Annotated in this window: 17 protein-coding genes; 11 read left to right on the top strand and 6 right to left on the bottom strand. The window is 61.7% G+C overall.

The window, feature by feature from the left end:
* Nucleotides 1–80: 80 nt before the first annotated feature.
* Together ACWNC0_RS03715 and ACWNC0_RS03710 are read left to right on the top strand one after the other, a co-directional pair.
* The gene (locus ACWNC0_RS03715) at nucleotides 81–1229 is read left to right on the top strand and encodes a JmjC domain-containing protein (protein ID WP_449469860.1); all 1149 of its coding nucleotides are present in this window, start codon (nucleotides 81–83) and stop codon (nucleotides 1227–1229) included.
* Nucleotides 1230–1232: 3 nt separating this feature from the next.
* On the top strand, nucleotides 1233–1772 hold the full coding sequence (locus ACWNC0_RS03710) for a pseudouridine synthase (protein WP_449469688.1): 540 nt from the start codon (nucleotides 1233–1235) through the stop codon (nucleotides 1770–1772).
* 15 nt (nucleotides 1773–1787) lie between these two features.
* On the opposite strand, the gene ACWNC0_RS03705 is transcribed toward ACWNC0_RS03710, so the two are convergent.
* On the bottom strand, nucleotides 1788–2183 hold the full coding sequence (locus ACWNC0_RS03705; protein WP_449469686.1) for a polyketide cyclase: 396 nt from the start codon (nucleotides 2181–2183) through the stop codon (nucleotides 1788–1790).
* A 205-nt stretch (nucleotides 2184–2388) separates the two neighbouring features.
* Between ACWNC0_RS03705 and ACWNC0_RS03700 the strand changes: the two genes are divergently transcribed.
* The 4 genes from ACWNC0_RS03700 to ACWNC0_RS03685 all read left to right on the top strand — a co-directional run bounded on the left by ACWNC0_RS03700 (nucleotide 2389) and on the right by ACWNC0_RS03685 (nucleotide 5622).
* The gene (locus ACWNC0_RS03700; RefSeq protein ID WP_449469684.1) at nucleotides 2389–3972 is read left to right on the top strand and encodes a hypothetical protein; all 1584 of its coding nucleotides are present in this window, start codon (nucleotides 2389–2391) and stop codon (nucleotides 3970–3972) included.
* Nucleotides 3973–4051: 79 nt separating this feature from the next.
* Nucleotides 4052–4465, top strand: a complete 414-nt coding sequence (locus ACWNC0_RS03695; RefSeq protein WP_449469683.1) for a GlcG/HbpS family heme-binding protein — start codon at nucleotides 4052–4054, stop codon at nucleotides 4463–4465.
* 165 nt (nucleotides 4466–4630) lie between these two features.
* A complete protein-coding gene (locus ACWNC0_RS03690; protein ID WP_449469681.1) occupies nucleotides 4631–5188 on the top strand; it encodes a PRC-barrel domain-containing protein in 558 nt (185 codons plus the stop codon).
* A 110-nt stretch (nucleotides 5189–5298) separates the two neighbouring features.
* Entirely contained in the window at nucleotides 5299–5622 is a 324-nt protein-coding gene (locus ACWNC0_RS03685) for a hypothetical protein (protein WP_449469680.1), read from the top strand.
* A gap of 58 nt (nucleotides 5623–5680) precedes the next feature.
* Here the strand turns inward: ACWNC0_RS03685 and ACWNC0_RS03680 are convergent, their stop codons facing one another.
* Together ACWNC0_RS03680 and ACWNC0_RS03675 are read right to left on the bottom strand one after the other, a co-directional pair.
* On the bottom strand, nucleotides 5681–6385 hold the full coding sequence (locus ACWNC0_RS03680; RefSeq protein ID WP_449469678.1) for a pentapeptide repeat-containing protein: 705 nt from the start codon (nucleotides 6383–6385) through the stop codon (nucleotides 5681–5683).
* A 24-nt stretch (nucleotides 6386–6409) separates the two neighbouring features.
* On the bottom strand, nucleotides 6410–7156 hold the full coding sequence (locus tag ACWNC0_RS03675) for an SDR family NAD(P)-dependent oxidoreductase (protein WP_449469676.1): 747 nt from the start codon (nucleotides 7154–7156) through the stop codon (nucleotides 6410–6412).
* Nucleotides 7157–7370: 214 nt separating this feature from the next.
* Between ACWNC0_RS03675 and ACWNC0_RS03670 the strand changes: the two genes are divergently transcribed.
* From ACWNC0_RS03670 to ACWNC0_RS03650, 5 genes are all read left to right on the top strand, one after another.
* A complete protein-coding gene (locus ACWNC0_RS03670; RefSeq protein ID WP_449469674.1) occupies nucleotides 7371–8105 on the top strand; it encodes a TetR/AcrR family transcriptional regulator in 735 nt (244 codons plus the stop codon).
* The gene (locus tag ACWNC0_RS03665) at nucleotides 8102–8521 is read left to right on the top strand and encodes a VOC family protein (RefSeq protein ID WP_449469672.1); all 420 of its coding nucleotides are present in this window, start codon (nucleotides 8102–8104) and stop codon (nucleotides 8519–8521) included. The genes ACWNC0_RS03670 and ACWNC0_RS03665 overlap by 4 nt, the downstream gene beginning before the upstream one ends.
* A 59-nt stretch (nucleotides 8522–8580) precedes the next feature.
* A complete protein-coding gene (locus tag ACWNC0_RS03660) occupies nucleotides 8581–10527 on the top strand; it encodes a flavin-containing monooxygenase (RefSeq protein ID WP_449469670.1) in 1947 nt (648 codons plus the stop codon).
* A gap of 147 nt (nucleotides 10528–10674) precedes the next feature.
* Nucleotides 10675–11859: a cytochrome P450 gene (locus ACWNC0_RS03655; RefSeq protein ID WP_449469668.1), complete on the top strand. Its 1185-nt coding sequence runs from the start codon at nucleotides 10675–10677 to the stop codon at nucleotides 11857–11859.
* An 18-nt stretch (nucleotides 11860–11877) separates the two neighbouring features.
* Nucleotides 11878–12261, top strand: a complete 384-nt coding sequence (locus ACWNC0_RS03650) for a group III truncated hemoglobin (RefSeq protein ID WP_449469667.1) — start codon at nucleotides 11878–11880, stop codon at nucleotides 12259–12261.
* Nucleotides 12262–12312: 51 nt separating this feature from the next.
* On the opposite strand, the gene ACWNC0_RS03645 is transcribed toward ACWNC0_RS03650, so the two are convergent.
* The 3 genes from ACWNC0_RS03645 to ACWNC0_RS03635 all read right to left on the bottom strand — a co-directional run bounded on the left by ACWNC0_RS03645 (nucleotide 12313) and on the right by ACWNC0_RS03635 (nucleotide 19294).
* Nucleotides 12313–13617 (bottom strand): NtaA/DmoA family FMN-dependent monooxygenase, encoded by a 1305-nt coding sequence (locus ACWNC0_RS03645; protein ID WP_449469666.1) that lies wholly within the window; start codon nucleotides 13615–13617, stop codon nucleotides 12313–12315.
* A gap of 186 nt (nucleotides 13618–13803) precedes the next feature.
* Nucleotides 13804–15078 (bottom strand): MFS transporter, encoded by a 1275-nt coding sequence (locus ACWNC0_RS03640; protein ID WP_449469664.1) that lies wholly within the window; start codon nucleotides 15076–15078, stop codon nucleotides 13804–13806.
* A 478-nt stretch (nucleotides 15079–15556) separates the two neighbouring features.
* Entirely contained in the window at nucleotides 15557–19294 is a 3738-nt protein-coding gene (locus tag ACWNC0_RS03635; RefSeq protein WP_449469662.1) for a cadherin domain-containing protein, read from the bottom strand.
* Nucleotides 19295–19356: the final 62 nt, after the last annotated feature.

The raw sequence follows: 19356 nt of genomic DNA, 5'->3' as shown, positions 1-19356 counted from the left end.
ATGACAGGATGCGCCAGACCGATACGTCAGGCCGATCCGAGTTTTTTGACAGCCGCCTGCCGGGGGCGCATGGGCATCCTATGCAACTTGCCCATTTCGACATCGACATTTTCCTCCGCGACTATTGGCAAAAGCGCCCGCTGCTGATCCGCAATCCGTGGAACGGCTGGGACAATCCGCTCGATCCGGACGAACTGGCCGGACTCGCCTGCGAAGAGGGCGTCGAATCCCGTCTTATCACGCGACAAGCTATTCAACTGACGATGGAAAGCGGTCCCCTACCGGAGGCGCGCTTTGGCGAACTCGGAACCGGGCCATGGACGCTGCTGGTGCAGGCGGTGGATCACCATGTCCCCGGCGTCGCGGCCCTCCTGGAACCCTTTCGCTTCATACCCGACTGGCGCATCGACGATGTGATGGTCAGCTACGCCACGGACGGGGGCGGCGTGGGGCCTCATTTCGATCAATATGACGTCTTCCTGGTGCAAGGCCTCGGCAAACGGCGCTGGCGCGTCGGGCCGCCATGCAATTCGGCGACACCTTTGCTGCCGCATGACGATCTACGCCTGATCGCCGATTTCGAAGCGGAGGGTGACTGGATTTTGGAACCCGGCGACATTCTGTACGTGCCACCCTGCTTTGCGCATGATGGTGTGGCGATTGGTGATGATTGCATGACCTATTCGATCGGGTTTCGCGCGCCCTCCCGCGCCGATCTTGTCGAAGGCTGGTCCGCGCATCAGGCGGACGGCCTGACGGAGGAGGATCGTTATGCGGACCCCGGTCTCGCCCGACAGTCCAATCCGGGAGAAATCACCGCGCCTGCGCTCGACCGGCTGCATGCAATGGTGATGGAGGCATTGGCAGATCGCGATGCCTTCGCCCGCTGGTTCGGGCAGCATAGCAGCGCGCCCAAATATTCCGATTCCGATTGGCGGCCCGAAGAACCGATTGCAGCCGATGATATACGGGCATGGCTTGCCCAAGGGGCATCGCTCCAGCGCAACCCGGCCAGCCGTTATTCCTTCATCCGGCAGGGATCATCCATTCTGCTCTTCGTGGACGGCCATTGCTTCGATTGCGGGGCCAACACTGCCTCCCTTGCCGAACAACTCTGCTCAAACACCATGGTCGCGGCCAATCCGGACCTTGCGCAAAACCCCGGCGCGGTCGGCCTCATCAAGACCCTGATCGATCAGGGCAGCCTCGCCTTCGATGAGGAGGATTGATCAATGGCCCTCATCCTCTTCAACAAACCCTATGGCGTGCTGTGCCAGTTTACCGATGAAAGCACCGGACCCCCACGGCCAACACTCGCGGCGTTCATCGACAGGCCGGGCGTCTACCCTGCCGGGCGGCTCGACCTCGACAGTGAGGGGCTGCTGCTGTTGACCGATGACGGGCGGTTGCAGGCGCGTATCGCCGACCCCCGGTTCAAGACGCCCAAGACCTATCTCGTTCAGGTAGAGGGTGATCCCGGCGACGCGGAACTGGAGGCGCTACGACGCGGGGTCAAGCTGAAGGACGGGCTTACCCTGCCCGCGCTGGTGGAACGCATCGACCCGCCCGCCCTCTGGCCGCGCGATCCGCCGGTGCGCTTTCGCAAGAGCGTGCCCGACTGCTGGCTGCGCCTCACGATCCGCGAAGGACGTAACCGGCAGGTCCGCCGGATGACGGCGGCAGTCGGTCTGCCCACCTTGCGCCTTGTCCGGTGGAGCATTGGAGACTGGACGCTGGACGGCATTGAGCAGGGACAATGGCGGGAGGCATGATCTCCCGCAGGCCACTCAACCTTCGATTAGCCGTTTCAACGCCTTGAGATCGCGGTTGACCCATCGGATGTCGGCCGCGAACCGTTCATCATCCATGCCCGGCTGGCGAAAAAGCGTCAGCATGACCTCCGCGCCTTCCCCATTTTGCACGACGCGCAAGGGGACATGGACCTGATCGCCAGCTCCCAGATCCACCTGATGATCCATCACGCCCAGATCATTATGGGGGGTGAAGCGGATACGGATCGGCCCTTCCGGTCCATCGGCCAGCCAACCGTCCCCATCTTCGCGCAACCCCGATTCCGCCAGGCCAGAGGCCCATTGGGGGAAAAATTCGGGACGCCATATCCTCTCGTAAAGAGCCCGCCATTCCTGATTGATCGATACGCTGAAAGTCCGGGCGGGTAACACTGCTGTCTCCTGTCGTGATGTAACGAGAAACCCCTTTAGCCTGTTTCATGAATGTCCGGAAAGGCCGCAAAGCTTGCGGACTTAGGAACTTAACGCCGCGACGATGCCTTCCTTCGCCGCACAGCTGGCCTTCCCAGCGGATCGGCAAAGCGAAAAGGGCCGCCTTCTCTCTTGACGGCTCGATTTACCCGCGCAGGGAGAATGCATGACCTATCGCCGGATCAGTTCGACACGCCTTTGCATCCTCGCCCTCGCCACCTGCATGGCGTCCGTCGCGGCGTCTGCGGCAGACCCGGCACCCTTCGACCTCCCCGGCCCCGAACTGCTGGTGACCGTCAGTCGCGCAGGGCGAACCCTGCCGATCGGGCAAGTGCCCGCACTGGCGTCGGGCGATGTCGTCAGGATCGAGGCCAATCTGCCCGAAGACCAATCAGTCCGCTACCGCCTGGTGTCGGCGTTCCTGCGCGGCGTCACCAACCCGCCACCCAAGAGCTGGATCTCCAGCGCGGAAACTTGGCAGAGCAAGGACCGGAAGCGGACATTGAAACTGACCGTGCCGGATCATGCGCGCCAGCTGGTGCTGTTCATGGTGCCCGATACCGGCGGCGACCTCAGCACCATTTCCGATGCGATCCGGGGCCGTCCGGGCGAATTCGTCCGCGTGACACAGGACATCAACAAGGCTTCGCTGGACCGGAGCAGGCTTAACGCCTTCATCCTGGGCATCCGATCGCAGGAAAACAGCCACCCTGAATATCTGAGGACCGTTGCGCCAATCCTGTCCTCAAGCCTTGCCGTCAAACTGAACCCCGACTGCCTGGCGAAAATCGTCGAGTTTCAGGCCGCCTGCCTCGTCGAAAATCGCGACAGTCTGGTGCTCGGCGACATCCACAGCAATTCGCTCACCGAAACCATCATCGGCGCGCCCACCGACCTCGCCCTGCAACTCAGCGCGACGCGGGAGGGCGGCTATGGCTTTTACAGCCCCTATATCGGGGCGGTGCGCGATCTCGCGCGCATATTCGGCGCATTCAGCAATCCGGAATTCAACTATCTGCCCGCGCTCGGCATTCAGAATGGCAAGTCCGTCTCGCTGTTGCTGAACAGCGCGCCATCCTTCCGCAAGCCCAAGTCCGTGCTCGTGGCGGCCTTGCCCGCGATCGAGAAGAATGTTCCCCCGCCCCTACGCCGGAGCAGCGACGCTCCGATCTGCGGCTCCCGGCCGGGCATCGTCCTGGGCGTCGATGGCGCGCCGCTCGTCTTTGCCACCGACTATGCCCACAACATGGTCTTGCAGCTGACGGACAAGGACGGCCACAAGGTCGAAGCACCGCTCATCGCGCGGGCCGACAGGGGCGGCTACATATTCGCGCCTTCCTTTAAGGTTGATGACTTGAGCGGGCCGATGAAGGGTCGCTTGCACGGCCATTGGGGTTTTGAATCCTTTGACGGGCCGGAATTCGCTCTCCAATTCCCTCAAGTGGGCAGCTTGCAGCCCTCCGCCGACCAGCGCCTGATAGCGGGAAAGAATGACAGGCTGCTGCTGACCGGCCCCACGACCGCTTGCGTGAAGAATGTTTCCGTCCAGCTGCCGGAAGGGCGGAGCGTCGCGGTAAAATGGCAGGCATCCGGCGACGACGCCATTGCCATCGACATGCCCCTGTCAAACGTCGCGACGGCAGGCAATGTGATCGTCGCGATCCAGTCGTTCGGCGGGGAAAAGCCCGAATTGCTGACCATCCCCGTCGAAGCGGATCAGAGCCTCTCCCAGCCGCCTCCCCCTCTATAATGCTGGCAAGACGCGCGGCGGGTGATAAGGCGCGCTTTCCCTCACCCGCCCCCGGCGCATCAATAACGGATCGAACGGCATGAAGACCAAGCACTGCCTTGAAGCAAGCGATGTAAAGGCGATCCTCGCCGCAGCCGAAGCAGAAGCTTTGGCCAACGGCTGGGCCGTGACGATCGCGATCGTCGATGACGGTGCGCATCTGCTTGGCCTCATCCGGCTGGATGGTGCCGCCGCCAGCACCGTGAAGATGGCAGAGGCAAAGGCATCGACATCCATACTCGGCCGCCGGGAAACGAAGGTCTATGAGGATCTGGTGCTCAACGGCCGCGTTTCGATGCTGTCCGCGCCCGGCATGCCCGCCATGCTCGAAGGCGCGGTCCCGATCGTCATCGACGGTGACTATGTCGGCGCCGTGGGTGTTTCCGGTGTCAAGTCGGATCAGGATGCCCAGATCGCGCGCGCGGGAATCGCCGCGATCCTGCCGCAGGGCTAGGCATAGGCCGCGAGCGCCGCGCGACTCTCACCACCCATTTTTGCAGAGACTCCCGCTCCGCGCCGCCACCAACATGGCTGGCGCGCGTTGAAGCGTCGTTCGATGCTTCGAATGTAGGAGCCTGCTCTGGAAAATGTTGCTGGTTGGGTCGCGCCCATAGCGACCATGATCGCCGCGATGATGACCGCCGCCAATCTGGGCGCGCGCGTCACCGGCTGGGGTTTCGTCGTGTTCACCTTTGGATCGATCGCATGGTCGGTCGTCGGCCTGTCGTCCGGGCAGACGAACCTCGTCGCGACGAACGGCTTCCTCACCTTCGTCAACCTGATCGGCGTATGGCGATGGCTCGGTCGCCAGCGCGCTTATGAGGATGGGGGCAAGTCGGCCGCCCAATCCAGCCGCCGATCGCCCTACCCGACCCTCTTTACGGCTACCGGCATCGCGGGCCTGCCGGTCACGGCATCCGACGGGGAGACGGTCGGCAAGGTCGTCGAAGCCCTCGTCACCTGCGAAAACGGCGGTGTCAGCTATGTCGTCATCAGCGCCAGCGGGGTGGGCGGCATCCATGAAGTCCTGCGCGCCGTGGCCCGTGACGATATCCGCTTTTCCTGCGATCGCTTCACACTCAATCGGGACAGCACCTGGTTCGAAGCATTGCCGCCGCTACAGGATGGCGACTGGCCAGCCGCCCCCGCCGAACTGCCCCAGGGCGATGCACCATGACCGAAGCGTAAGGGGGGAAGGCTGCGACCTGCCGTTCGTCGCAAATCCGTTGCCTTCGGCGGAACGGATCGCGATTAGCAGGGAAAGGGAAAAAAGAGGGGCAAGGGTCCATGAAGGTCAGGATAGTCGCATGCGTGGCCGCGCTCGGTGCCGCGCTGCTTCCAGCAGTTGCGCTCGCGGACGATCCGCATGACCCCACCATGCGCAGTTCTGCGGCACGGGCACGTGACCGGGCAATCATCCGGCAGATGAACCAGCAGCAGCTCGCCTATGTTCGCGACCGCGATGCGCGGATCATGCGCAACTATCGCCGTGCGCAGGGCGGCGGCGAAGGCTATGCCGATGCTCGCGCGGATTATGATCGCCAGATGGCGTCATGGCGCCGCGCGGTAGCGGCCTGCAATGCGGGGCATTGGGAATATTGCGACAATTAAGGGTGCGTGATCCCGACGCCCGTTCGAATTGATCGGCGTCAGGGAAGGACGAAAACCCTCATCGCACGTTCAATCCCAATTCGCTGAGCAATTGCCCCGCCTGCTCCCGCGATATGGTCGCACCGCGAAAGCGGGATGCATCCTCCAGCCTTACGCCGCCAAGGTCGGCGCCACGCAGGTCCGCGCCTTCGAACCGGGCGCCGGTCAGCAACGCCTCCCGCAGGCTGCAATCCTCGAACGATGCCATGCGAAAATCGCATTTGCGCAAGTCCGCCTGAGAAAAATCGACCCGTGCCAGCCTCGCCTTCATAAAGGAACGCCCGGTCAGCTTTGCACCGATCAGCAGCGTTTCTTCAAAGTGGACGTCTAGCGCCCGAACATCCGACAGGTCGGCACCCGTAAGCTTGCAGCCGAAAAAATGCGTCGCTTGCAACATACTACGCTTCAGCGAAGCGCCATTGAGATCGCTGTTGGCAAAGCGCGCTTCGCCCAGATCGCAACCCGTGAAATTGGCCGAAGCGGCGCGGCACGACTGCCAGGTGCTGCGATCAAGTTTTGCGCCGGTGAAATCGGTGCGTCGCATGTCGCATTGTTGAAACGACCATTGGGACAGATCCAGATGCGACAGGTCCGCACCCTCGATCACGCACTCGGCCAACGAACGCGGCGCGCCCATCAGCGCTTCGATATCCTGGCGCGCCAAAGTCTGCCCGCGGATCACTTGGTCGTCACTAACATGCTGCATCTGGATGCTGTTAGACATGATCCCCCGGGCAGACCAGCTATGCTAAAGCTGCGCTTCCCCGCCATCGACGAAATAGTCCGACCCCGTCACATAGCTTGCCTCATCAGACAGCAGGAACAGGGCGACCGCCGCCGCTTCCTGCGCCGTTCCAAGGCGGCCTAAGGGATTGTTCCCGGCCATCTGCTGTTCGACCGCCGCAATATGCTCTTCGGGCAGGCCGAGGCGGTTGAAAAAGTCGGTCGCGATCGGTCCGGGGCTCAATGTGTTCACGCGGATGCGGCGCGGGGCCAGCTCATAGGCAAAGCCTCTTGCAAGCGAGCGGACGGCCCCCTTGGTGGCGCCATAAAGGGCGCTTGCGGGCAGCCCCTTATCCTTCGCAACGGATGCCGTGATCAGGATTGAGCCGCCGTCGCGGATCAACGGCGCCATCGCCTGCGTCCCGAAGATCGGCCCGCCGACATTCAGGTCCATGAGGTTCCGGTAAAGGTCAGCACTGATATGGCCAAGCGGCGCGCCTGCCCCGACGCCTGCGTTCAGGAACAGGCCATCGACCTTGCCGAACAGGCGGGCAGCTTCCTGCGCGAGCGCTTCGGCGGCTTCCGGACGGGACGCGTCATTTTGCAGGACGTGCACGCCGGGCAACTGCGCCGCGACGCTGTCCAGTCTTTCCCGGTTCGATCCGGTGATCAGCACCGATCCACCTTCCTCCATGATCCGCTGGGCCGCGGCGAGGCCGATACCGCTGGAACCGCCGGTAATGACGACGGACTTGTCCCTGAACCTCTGCATGCCTCTTTTCTCCATTCGACAATCTGTTCTGATCCATGGCTTGCCCACCTGGCGGAAAAGCTGATCGCCAAGTTGGACGCAGCCGCGCCGCCGATCAACAAGGAGGTTTCCCTTACGGACCAACTGGCGTCAATGATCTCGTATGGTATACGTAAATTGACAGAAGAGCCCAAACCCTTATTTCTGACAAGATATAAGAGTGGGAGCGGTCAAGATGACGGGCGGTTTGAACATCGGGGACAGGACGGCGCTCGACGCTGCTTCTCAGCCGGGTATTTCCGCGCGCGGGCGTGGGCGACCTCCCCGGCTGTCGCGCGGCACGATCATCCAGGCGGCACTGGTCCTGCTCGACGAAATGTCGATCGACCGATTTTCCATGGGTCTGCTCGCAAAGAGCCTGAAAGCCGGGGTCATGACCCTTTATAATTACTTCCCCAGCCGCGACGATCTGCTGATCGCCGTCGCCGACGAAATATATAGCCGGTTCGATTATCCGGCAAAGGGCGCGCCCTGGCAGGACGAAGTGCGCCAGTGGTTGTGGGCGACAGAGGATCTCTTCCAGCGCTATCCCGTCGCGATGAAGCTCAGCCTGTGGGACGGGCATGCGTCGCCGGGTTGGTTGCGCACATGGATACCCGTGGTGGAATTGATCAGGGCGCAAGGGCTGACCGGCCCCGACCTTGCCTTTGCGGTGCGGTGGTTCACGACATCGGCTCTCGGCTTCATCACGTCCCAGCCGCCTCCTCCAGAGCACAACAACCAGCGGACGACCGCGCATATCCATGCCCTGACGGCCTATGAGGCTGCGTTGTTGCAGGGTCTTCAGCACGACCTGCTGCAGGTCGATCGGAAAGCGGCCCTCACCTACGGCTTCACCCACATCATAGCCGGCCTGGAACGCATCATCGCGGAGGCGGCGAACGCGCAATCGGAAATGACGGGAGAATGACTTTGAGCAATGCAGGCGACACGCGATTCGGCTTCACAAAGCTGATCGTGCAGGATGAAGAAGCCATGGCCGCCTATTATGGCGCGGTGTACGGGCTCAACAGCCTGCACCGCGTGGAATCGGGCGATCCCGCCGTTATGGGGCGCCTGCGTGAAGTGATTATGGGTCCGGGTGAAAGCATGGGCGCAGAATCGTTGACGATGATCAACTTTTTAGATAGGCCTGCTCCACGCGACCGGGAAGTGATCCTTGGATTCATCACCACGGACCTCGACGCGCTTGCCGAACGGGTGCTCGCGCACGGCGGCAAGCATGTCGGCCCGGTTCGCGAAATGCCCGAACATGGCGTGCGCGTCCTGTTCACCAGCGACCCTGAAGGACGGTTGAGCGAGAATGTGGAGATGATGGCGAGATAACGGCAGGGCGACATCGCCCCCGCATCCCCCACAGATCCCCAGCTCTCATGGAGAGACATATGGATATGAGAACGAAGACTTTGCCGAACATGCTTGACAGTGGCAGCCGCCCCCTTCCGCTGGCTGATGGCCCCGAACTGCGCGCAGCGCTTAAGGCGGCCAATCTCCAGACCTTGCTGATGGTCTATGTGCATCTGACGCATGATGAATCGATGCTTCAGAACTTCCAGGTCCACATTCATCCCCCTTACACCAACCCCGACTATGTGATCCCGCAGGATTGCATCGACGACCTGCATGAAAAGCTGGTCCATGTGCTGACGACGCCGGGCGCGGCCAAGTCGGAAGATCCGCCGATCGAACTGATGCAAAAGATGATGAGCATCGGCGTCGGCGAGCCGGTGGAGGACGAATTCGTCCCCATGGTCGTCGAACAGGGCGGCTTCAAGCGCAGCCCCGCGCGCAAGGAACAGCCCGGCCGCACGCCTCCTCCGACTGGCTTCAAGGTGCTGGTCATCGGCGCGGGCCTTACCGGCATTCTCGCCGGGATCGAGCTGGAGCGCGCCGGTTACGATCATGTGATCATCGAAAAGAATGAAGAGGTCGGCGGCACCTGGTGGAAGAACCGCTATCCGGGCGTCGGCGTGGATACGCCCAGCCACTTCTATTCCTATTCCTTCGAAATCAGCCCGGAATGGAACCACTACCACCCGCATGGCGCGGACATGCGCGAATATTTCCGCGCCGTGGCCGACAAATATGACGTCCGCCGCAACATCCGGTTCAAAACCATGGTGCACAGCCTGGTCTTCGATCAGGATGAAGCCGTGTGGAACGTCACCATCGAGGATTTGAACACCGGCAAGCGCGAAGTCATCAAGGCCAATGCCGTGTTCAACGCGTTCGGCACCACCGACCGTTGGAAGCTGCCCGAGATCCCCGGCATCGAAAGCTTCAAGGGCATCATCACCCACTCGGCCGACTATGACGAAAATATCGACCTGAAGGGCAAGAAGGTCGCCGTCATCGGCACCGGCGCCAGCTCCGCGCAGATCGTGTCCACGATCGTCAAGGAAGTGGATGAACTGGTCGTCTTCATGCGCACCAAGCACTGGATGATCAACAATCCCGAAGTGAAGGCGGAAGTCCCAGACCCGGTGAAATGGGCGCTGCGGCACATTCCCTATTACAAGGAATGGTTCCGCTTCCGCGTGTTCTGGTTCGCGGCCGACGGCCTCTATCCCAATGTGGTGAAGGACCCGTCCTACCCCGAAGACGGCATCGCGGTGTCGGCGCTCAATGAAGGCATGCGCCAATATGCCTTGTCGCACATGCATCATAAACTGGCGGGACGCCCTGACCTCATCGAAAAGCTGACGCCCGACTTCCCGATCTTCTCCAAGCGCGTCGTGATGGACGCGGGCTGGTACGATGCCCTCGTCCAGCCGCACACGACGCTGGAGACGGCGGGCATCGCCGAAATCCTGCCGAACGGCATCCGCACGAACGACGGCAAGTTCTACGAACTCGACGTGATCATCTGCGCGACCGGCTTCAACGCATCGTCGCTGGTGCAGGATCTGGAGATCAAGGGCCGCGATGGTCATGATCTGGCGGTGGACTGGGCGGACGAGGAAGAGCGCGCCTATATGGGCACGACCATCCCGGGCTATCCCAACTACTTCCTGTCGACCGGCCCCAATATCGGACCGAACCACGCAGGCGGCCTCAACATCGTCAGCGAATCGCAGGTCCATTATCTGATCGAATGTCTCGATCACATGATCGCGACCGGCGCCCGCACGATCGAAGTGACGGAGGAAGCCTTCCTGCGTCACAACAAGCGGATCGACGACCAGATGAAGCACATGATCTGGACCCATCCCAAGTCGAAAAGCTATTATCAGAACAGCAAGGGCCGGCCCGTCGGTCCCTGGCCGTTCCGGCTCGTCGACATGTGGAACGAGCTGCAAGAGCCCGTGCTGGAAGACTATAAGTTCGACTGACCGTAAGGACGGGGGGAGGAGCCGGGCTGCTGCGCGGCCAGGCGCCTCCCCTCCCCAAATGATTGATCAGGACAGGTGGGGCCTTGACCGGCATCGGGGGGCGCCTAAGTTAGGCGCTCGTCGTGCATCATATGAGGGTCGACGCTGATGGACGCTCGCCTTTCCGCCGCCTGTCCTTTTCATCGCGAGGGCGATGACCGCAAGTCAGCCGCAGCCGCCGACGCCGGTGGGACCGTCGATCCCGATATGCGCACCCGCGATTTCGCCGAAGCGCGTGCCATCCTTCGCAATCAGAATGTACGCCAGGCCGGTTTCCTCGCCGAACAGGTCGGCAAGATCGGCAGCGCGACGCGCCAGCCAATCCTGTTCCTCGAAGGCGAAACGCATCGCGTTCAGCGCAGCGCCACGGCGCGTTTCTTCACGCCCCGCATCGTCACCACCCACTATCGCGAGTTGATGGTAGAACTCAGCGACATGCTGGTTTCCCGGTTCGCGAAGGACAAGACCGCTTTCCTAGACCAGCTCAGCCTTGAGCTTGCCGTCGCCGTCGCCAGCCATATCGTCGGCCTGACCGACAGCGATCCCAAGGGGCTGGCAAGGCGGCTGGACGTGTTCTTTACCGGCGATTTCCGTCCCCATCCGGGCAAGTTGGCGTCATTGGTCAAGTTCGTGCAATCCCAATATCGGGTGCTGTCCTTCTATTATCATGACGTCGCGCCAGCGATCCGCGCGCGGCGCAAGCAGCGGCGGGACGATGTCATCTCCCACCTTATCGACGAAGGTTATAATGGCCGGGAGATATTGACCGAATGTCTGGTCTATGGCGCCGCTGGAATGGCGACGACGCGCGAGTTCATCGTCATGGCCGCCTGGCATATGCTGGAGCGTGAGGATTTGAAGGCCGCCTTCCTCGCCGCGGATGAAAAGGGGAAGATCGCCCTGCTGGAGGAGCTGCTGCGGCTGGAGCCGGTCGTCGGCTATCTCTACCGCCGCATGCCAGCCGACGAGGTGGAGGCAGCGGGCGCGCCTCCCGGTGCCGCTGTCGCCATCGACGTACGCGCCGCGAACATGGACACAACTGCCTTTGGCGAGCGGCCTTGCGAGTTTGTGCCGGGCCGGGAAGTCAGCGCCAAATATGGCAATGCGGGCCTGTCCTTCGGCGATGGAGAACATCGCTGCCCCGGCGCGCAAGTCGCGCTTCAGGAAAGCTGCCTCTTCCTGGAACGCCTGTTGCAGGTGCCGGGCCTGAAGCTCGACCGCGCGCCGACGCTGGCGTGGAATCCGCTGGTGACAGGCTATGAACTGCGCAATGCTCTCATTTCCTGCGATTGAGCGAATGCCGCCTGACTGATGAGCAAGATAAGCGAAGAGGATATCGACCGGCTGGTCCCCGCCTTTTACGATCGGGTGCGCGCGGACCCGATCCTTGGGCCGATATTCAATCAGGCGATCGACGACTGGCCGCTTCATCTGGAAAAGTTGAAGGCATTCTGGTCATCGGTGATGCTGGGAACCGGGCGGTACAAGGGCCAGCCGATGGTTGCGCATGTCCGGCACGAACCGCACATGACCGCCGATAATTTCAGCCGCTGGCTTGCCCTATGGCGACAGACGAGCGGTGACATCCTCGCGCCAGACGTCGCAGCGGCCTTTCAGGAAAAGGCCGACCGGATCGCCGAAAGCCTGCAATTGGGCATTCAATTCTACCGCGACAGAAACGCTCGAACCGGGTGAGCACGGACGATCGCCAAGCAACCATCCGCCACCAATGCCGACCACCAGACCTCAAAATTCGCGCAGGATTTCGCGCAGCGTGGTGCCTTCATACTCAGTGCGCACCGCGCCCGCCTTCTGAAGCGCAGGAATGACCCCATTGACCAGATCGGGCAGCTGGCGGTTATAGCCGGAGCCTTCGATCAATATGCCGTCGCCACCCACTTCGTCCATGACCGCCATCAGCTGATCCGCGACCTCTTGCGCCGTGCCCCTGAATCGGGAGCCGCTGCCCCCTTTCCCTGAGGAAAACAGGTCGCGAAGGGATTTGCCCTCCTCCCGCCCGGCCTTTTTCATATGTTCCAGTGCGCTGGTGTGGCCGCCTGCCACAATGTCCTGCGGCACGGGCGCATCCACATCGTAGAGCGAAAAATCGATGTCGAGCGAGGATGAAGCCATGACGATATTATGCTCGAACGCCGCCTGCTTTTCGGCCTCGGTCATTTCGGGCGGCTCTCCGCCCTCGGGCAGGATGTTGACCGGCGTCAGGAAGAACACCTTGATGCTATCAGGATCGCGACCCTGTTTTTCGGCGCGGTTGCGGATGTCCTCGCGATAGGCCTTCATGCCCTTCACCCCGCCGGTCATCATGCCCAGCACGACTTCGGCGTTCTTGGATGAAAAATCACGGCCCCGCTCGGACGCGCCCGCCTGTGCCAGAACCGGATAGCCTTGGGGCGACCGCAGCGTGTTCAGCGGCCCGCGCGAACGGAAATGCTTGCCCTCGAAATTGACGGTGTGGACCTTGGTGTGATCGACATAGACGCCTGTCTCGGTGTTCGCGACCAGTGCCCCTTCTTCCCAGCTATCCCACAGCTTCTTGCACAGTTCGACGAACTCATCGGCGATGTCATAGCGCTCGCTGGGCGGCAGCAGCTTTTCCATGCCAAAGTTCAGCGCGGCGTTCTTCTCGCTCGACGTCACCATGTTCCATCCCGCGCGCCCCTTCGTCAGGGAGTCGATGGTGGAGAGCAGCCGGGCAAGCAGATAGGGCGGGTAGAAGGTGGTCGAAGCCGTCGCGATCAAGCCGATGTGCGATGTTTCCTGCGCCATCACCGGCAACAGCGGCATGGGGTCGAGCTTGGGCGACAGCGTCGCATTCTTCAGGTCCAGCTCCATCGAGCCACCGTAGCGATCGCCAACGATCACCGTGTCTTCGAAGAAGATGAAGTCGAACTTCGCCGCCTCCAGCATCTTGGCCAGTTCCTTATGGTAGGAACCATCCGCCCATTGCGATCCAAGCTCCTTGCCATCGCCCGGCCAAGACGTCGCGCCGAACTTCGTGAAATAGCCAAGGTGGAATTTCGTGTGGGCCATCGACGGAAACCTTTCTCACCAGTATTTCCACGCCTGTTTCCCCCTATGCGTCCGCAGCACATGGGGAAAGCAAACATGCCGCCGGACCCGCTTCAACGGCCCCGACGCTCGCTGAACATTATCAATAGTTGACGTTGTTCAACCAAACGGCGAGTGAATTTATCCGCCCTTGCGGAACGCCTTTTTTCAGGCTGCTTTCGCAGGCGGCAGCCCGGCGTCGGGAATATCAAGATGCACCTCCCTATTGCGCGCATGATATCTGCTCATCCCGAAGAATATGGCAGCGGCAAAGGCGCAGAGTGCAAACACGCCGACAAATACCGGTTCATAACTGCCCGCAAAGTCACGCAGCCATCCTGCGGCAGGCGACATGAAGAAAGAGAATGGCAGCGTCATGACGCTCAGCAGACCCAGGACCTTTGGCAAGGCCTCAAAACCATAAAGCTGAACGACCAGCGCGCTGATCGGAGGAAAAACCGAGGCACCGCAAAAACCGGTCAGTAACGCCGCGACATTCAATGCGAACATCCCTCCTGACAGGCCCATGATCGCCCAGGCCGCAGCGAAGCCCAGGCCGACGAGGCCGAGAGTCCTGGCCGAACCGACCCGGTCGCACGCAAAGCCCGCCACCAGCGAGCCGACGATGCTGGCCACGCCTGAAACGGCGAGCAGCACTGCTCCCGTCTGCAAAGACCCGTGATATCCCTCGACGATGGGCAGAAGATGCGCGCCACCCATGATGGCCGTGCCATTCAGGATGCCGTCACCGACCGCGATCAGCCAGAACAGCGCGCCGCTCAAAATGGCGATCTGCGTCGGACCCGATGTCACCCCCTCGGCCCAGCCGGATTCGTCCGACGCTTCGACCGGAGGATCGATCACCGTCAAGGTCAGCGGCAGCAAGAGCAGATGCAGGCCGGCGAGCAACAGGAAGAAGCTCTTCAATCCATAATTTTGGATGATGCTCACCCCAATGACGGGCAGGACGGTCACGAATAGGGGCAGAAAGGCAATGCCCATCACCTTGCCTCGCGCTTCGGGATACCAGCCACTCGCCAGGACCGCAGGCGGCAGGGCGGAAAACAGGGCGGCGCCGGGACCGATCAGAAGGCCGCATACAGCCAGCGCGATCGGCATGGTCGGCGCATAGGCCAGCGCCGTATATCCGATCAGGGAGATGAAGACGCCGGTCGACATGACCCGGCGAAGGCCCCAGCGACCAATCGCAACCGCTATCAGCGGGCCAAAGGCGGTGAGCGACAGGACGGCAAGGGAGAGAGCCATCGTGGCCATGGCCAATGACGCATCGTACCGGTCCTGCAATGCAAGGACGCTGACGCCAAGACCCCCGAATGCGCAACCCGTCCCGACATTTTGCGCGAACATGGCCCGCAAAAGCATCCCGCGCCTGCGTCGCTGCAGCGCGATGCCCTGACCACCCATGCTCACAACTTCAGTCATGCATTTACCGCCTTTGCGACCGGACGAACGATCGTCCCTAAAAATTGTCCGACCACCGCCAGGAAGATGGTAGGCCCATCACTTCTCCAGCAAACGCTTCTTCCAAAGTTCAGGCAAAGTGTTGGCGGCGACCCGGCGCGAATCGACGGGATGCTGGCCCACCCGTTGACGTTCGTCAACTGTTTCATCTGGCGCCATTCCATGAAGGCCATGGTTCGTTCGCGAATGTGCGTGAACACCGCGCCAAAGACCCGTTCTTCGACCTCAACATGGATCGGTCATTATGGTTCCCAGGCGGTCCTGCGGCCAGCCAACGGCGTCCTGGTCGAGGAACTCAGCCGCGCCGACACCGGCCTAAACGCGCATCTTGCGTCCCTAGAGCATTTTCGAAGCAGATGGCATCATCTGCTGGCTCGGAAAATGCGGAAAACAAAGGACGAATAGAGCATGATCCGATCCAGTCTGATCGGATCATGCTCTAGATAAAGCTACTCACATCCACGCCCGCCAGCGTATTGACGCCGACCAGTATCACGCTCTGTTCGAATGTGCCGTCGCCATTGCCGTCGTAGAATATCCAGCCGTCGGTCGTCCCGGCGATGAAGGTCACATGGTTGACGCCCGCCGTCGCCTGGGCAGCGCTCAGCGCGTCGGCGAAAATGTTCGTCGCGATCGCCGCCTCGGCATAATTGGCTGTGGGCAGGCTGCCGTTCAGGAAATCGAAATCGATGCGATCCCCTTCGCCGATACGGAAGTCGTTGATGCGGTCATAGCTGGAACTGTTCAGCGATGATGCCAGCCCTGCAAAAACGAAGGTATCTGCTTCCGTGCCGCCCGTCAGCGTATCCTTGCCCCCGCCGCCGATCAGGATGTCGGCGCCCGCTCCGCCCTTCAACGTGTCGGTCGATGCCCCGCCATCCAGAAAATCGTCGCCCGCTCCACCATCCAGAAGGTCGCCGCCGTCTTCGCCAAACAATCTGTCGTTGCCGCCATTACCCACCAGCGAGTCATTGCCTAACCCGCCCCATAGGCTGTTGGCGCCGCTATTGCCGGTCATGGTGTTGGCCAGATCGTTGCCGATGCCGTCGATATTCCCAGCGCCGGTCAGCACCAGCTTTTCGATTTCCGCCGCCATTCGATAGCTGACAGAGGCGTTGACCTGATCGGTGCCGCCGCCCACGGCTTCGATGACAATGTCGTCATTGGCGGCATTGCCGTCATCGGACCAGCTGTCCACCACATAGACGTCATCGCCCAGGCCGCCGGTCATGCTGTCCGCGCCAGTACCGCCGTCCAGGCTGTCATTCCCCAGCCCGCCGATCAGCGTGTCGTTCCCGTCGCCGCCGAACAGCAGGTCGTTGTCGTCACCGCCGTCCAGCAGGTCGTTGCCGCCATTGCCGGACAGATTGTCCTGTCCCAGCCCGCCGAAAATCTGGTTGGCTGCCTCATTCCCGACGATGATGTTGGCAAGATCGTTGCCGATGCCATTGATCGGGGCAAGGCCGGTCAGGGTCAGCTTTTCGACCTCCGCCGCCATCCGGTAACTGACCGATGCGTAGACAAGGTCGGTGCCGCCCGACGCCAGTTCGATCACCTGATCATCATTCCCGGCAAAGCCGTCGTCGGAATAGGTATCGACATAGAAGGTGTCGTTGCCCGTGCCGCCATCCATATAGTCCGCGCCTGCGCCGCCATCGATGATGTCGTTCCCCGCCATGCCATAGATGGTGTCGTTGAGCGCCGTCGTCTGGTAACCCAGCACGCTCGTCGTCGGATTGATGCTGTTGTTGCCCGACGATCCGATGATGGTTTTGCCGGTTTCCGAAATGTCGGTGATGCTGATGGACAGCAACTGGTCATCGACATAACTGCCATCGGTCGCCCGCACGATCAGCTGATACACGCCGTCCTGGTCCGCATCCAGGCGGTTTTCATAGTCCACCGGGGTCAGGAAGGACACTGCGCCCGTCACCGCGTCGATCGTGAACAGCGACGCATCGGCCCCGCCCGCGATCGCAAAGCTCGGGGCCGTCCCGTCCGCATCGGCGGCCATCACGGTCGTGACCGCCGCCTGGTTTTCCGCCATGCTGATGGCCGCGCTGGCTCCGCCTCCATTGGAGGTGATGACCGGCGCATTGTCATTGACGTTGGTAATGGTGATCGCCAGCGTTTGCGCCACGTTATTGGTGCCATCGCTGGCCGTGACGACGACATCATAAGTGCGATCGCCATTGGCATCGCCGGGCGCTTCGAAATCGGGCGCCGCCTTGAAACTCAGCGCGCCGGTCACCGCATCGATCGTGAACAGCGCGGCGTCCGCTCCGCCGCTGATGCTGTATCCCAGCGCCGTGCCATCGGCATCGCTCGCCTGCACGGTCGCCGCCAGCAGGCTGTTTTCCGCAACTGACAGTGCCGCCGATGCCGCCCCGGCGTAGGATGTAAGGACCGGGGCATTGTCGTTTAGGTTGGCGACCGTGACCGCCAACGTCTGCCGATCGGCGTTCGCGCCGTCGCTGGCCTGCACGATCACGTCATAGACATTGTTATGATCGGCATCCGCCGCCACCTCATAGTCCGGCCCCGTCTTGAAGCTCAAGGCGCCCGTCGCAGCGTCGATGGTGAACAACGCGGCGTCGGCGCCTCCGGCGATCGAATAGCTGATCGAAGGGCCATCGGCGTCCGTCGCGATAACCGTGGTAACGGCGGTCGCATTCTCATTGATCGTGATCGCGGCGGCGGCGTCTCCGCCGTTGGAGGTGATGACCGGCGCGGCCCCATCCGCCACGTCGCGCACGGTGACGGACAGGCTTTGGGTGTCGACGCCACCATTGCCATCATTGGCGGCGACGATCAGCTGATAGACATTGTCGCCATCCGCATCCGCCGGATTTTCAAAGTTGGGCGCCGCCAGAAAGCGTAGCTCTCCAGTCACGGCATCGATGGCGAACAGCGCAGCGTCAGCGCCGCCCGCAATCGAAAAGCCTATGGTCTGGCCGCTGTCCGTATCCGACGCCGCGACGGTGGTGACCGCCGTGCTGTTCTCATCGATGGACAGCGCGGCGCTCACGCCACCGCCATTGGATGTGATGACCGGCGGTGCGTTAAGACCCGTCGACGGGATCGTCACATTGGCGAACTCGAAAAATTCGACGTTGCGGATCGTCTTCGTCCCCTCGGGCGATCCGGGACGCAGATCACCGGCAATATAGCTGCCGTCGGGTTGAAGCGTGAAAATATAATCCGCCCGGTTCCCGGAAAATACCAGCGTGTCGATGTCGGCGCTACCGTCGATTAGGTCGTTGCCCGACCCGGCCAGGATGCGGTCGTTGCCCGCCCCGCCGTGCATATAATCATTGCCAGCCCCGCCATCGAGCAGATCGTCGCCCGTGCCGCCGTACAGCTCGTCATTGCCCGCGCCGCCATACAGCTGGTCATTGCCGGAATCGCCGTTCAACGTGTCGTTGCTGGATGTGTTCGCGTCATCGCCATATAATATGTCATCGCCAGTACCGCCCGACAGCGTGTCGCCGCCTGCCTGGCCGTAAAGGATGTCATTGTCATCCCCGCCGTTCAGCTTGTCGCTGCCCCGGCCACCCCAGATAAGGTCATTGCCAGCGCCGCCGTCGATGATGTCGTCGCCCGAGATATTGTTGAATCCCAGATCGTCGCCATACAGCCGGTCGTTGCCCAGCCCGCCTGAGATGTTGTCGCTGCCGCGCCAGCCGAAGATGATGTCGTCGCCTGCGTCACCCTGAAGGTTGTCCTTGCCCGCGCCGCCCACGATGATGTCGTTGCCCGCGCCGCCCTGAACCAACACGTCCTTGGCATAATCGATGCCGCCGACGCCATGGTTGGTCAGGTCGATGACATCATCGCCATCGCCCAGCCAGAATTGTTCGATATTGTCGAAGCCGCCAAAGCCGCCCGAAATGGTCCCATTATTATAGAATATCGCGTCGGACAGGTTGGACCCATAGACGATATCGGTGCCGGTGCTGCCCAGCAGCAGATCCATGGAAATCTGGATATTGGACGCGGCGATCTGATATTGCGTTCCGGCGTCGGTCAGGATCGCCGTGTTCCACACCAGCTGCGCCAGCACGGCATCGGGCCGCACGATATCCAGGTTCGACAGGCGGGTGAAGGCAAAGAACAGGTCCTTCTCGGCCGTGCCGGTGACCGTCGAACTGCCGACAACATTATAATAGCTGGCCATATCGTCTCCCCATTTCGTGCCAGGATGGCTGGGGCCTGCCCCCGGCCCGGAGCGTATGGAAA

The organism is Sphingobium chungangianum, assembly GCF_977014255.1.
The sequence above is the reverse complement of the archived record's forward strand: the minus strand, read 5'-3'. Positions and strand labels throughout refer to the sequence as shown.

What these genes read in the sequence shown, in the direction of transcription:
- ACWNC0_RS03715 (WP_449469860.1), top strand. Translation starts at nt 81, where the DNA reads ATGCAACTTGCCCATTTCGACATCGACATTTTCCTCCGCGACTATTGG.
- ACWNC0_RS03710 (WP_449469688.1), top strand. Translation starts at nt 1,233, where the DNA reads ATGGCCCTCATCCTCTTCAACAAACCCTATGGCGTGCTGTGCCAGTTT.
- ACWNC0_RS03700 (WP_449469684.1), top strand. Translation starts at nt 2,389, where the DNA reads ATGACCTATCGCCGGATCAGTTCGACACGCCTTTGCATCCTCGCCCTC.
- ACWNC0_RS03695 (WP_449469683.1), top strand. Translation starts at nt 4,052, where the DNA reads ATGAAGACCAAGCACTGCCTTGAAGCAAGCGATGTAAAGGCGATCCTC.
- ACWNC0_RS03690 (WP_449469681.1), top strand. Translation starts at nt 4,631, where the DNA reads ATGATCGCCGCGATGATGACCGCCGCCAATCTGGGCGCGCGCGTCACC.
- ACWNC0_RS03685 (WP_449469680.1), top strand. Translation starts at nt 5,299, where the DNA reads ATGAAGGTCAGGATAGTCGCATGCGTGGCCGCGCTCGGTGCCGCGCTG.
- ACWNC0_RS03680 (WP_449469678.1), bottom strand. Translation starts at nt 6,385, where the DNA reads ATGTCTAACAGCATCCAGATGCAGCATGTTAGTGACGACCAAGTGATC.
- ACWNC0_RS03675 (WP_449469676.1), bottom strand. Translation starts at nt 7,156, where the DNA reads ATGCAGAGGTTCAGGGACAAGTCCGTCGTCATTACCGGCGGTTCCAGC.
- ACWNC0_RS03670 (WP_449469674.1), top strand. Translation starts at nt 7,371, where the DNA reads ATGACGGGCGGTTTGAACATCGGGGACAGGACGGCGCTCGACGCTGCT.
- ACWNC0_RS03665 (WP_449469672.1), top strand. Translation starts at nt 8,102, where the DNA reads ATGACTTTGAGCAATGCAGGCGACACGCGATTCGGCTTCACAAAGCTG.
- ACWNC0_RS03660 (WP_449469670.1), top strand. Translation starts at nt 8,581, where the DNA reads ATGGATATGAGAACGAAGACTTTGCCGAACATGCTTGACAGTGGCAGC.
- ACWNC0_RS03655 (WP_449469668.1), top strand. Translation starts at nt 10,675, where the DNA reads ATGGACGCTCGCCTTTCCGCCGCCTGTCCTTTTCATCGCGAGGGCGAT.
- ACWNC0_RS03650 (WP_449469667.1), top strand. Translation starts at nt 11,878, where the DNA reads ATGAGCAAGATAAGCGAAGAGGATATCGACCGGCTGGTCCCCGCCTTT.
- ACWNC0_RS03645 (WP_449469666.1), bottom strand. Translation starts at nt 13,617, where the DNA reads ATGGCCCACACGAAATTCCACCTTGGCTATTTCACGAAGTTCGGCGCG.
- ACWNC0_RS03640 (WP_449469664.1), bottom strand. Translation starts at nt 15,078, where the DNA reads ATGACTGAAGTTGTGAGCATGGGTGGTCAGGGCATCGCGCTGCAGCGA.
- ACWNC0_RS03635 (WP_449469662.1), bottom strand. Translation starts at nt 19,294, where the DNA reads ATGGCCAGCTATTATAATGTTGTCGGCAGTTCGACGGTCACCGGCACG.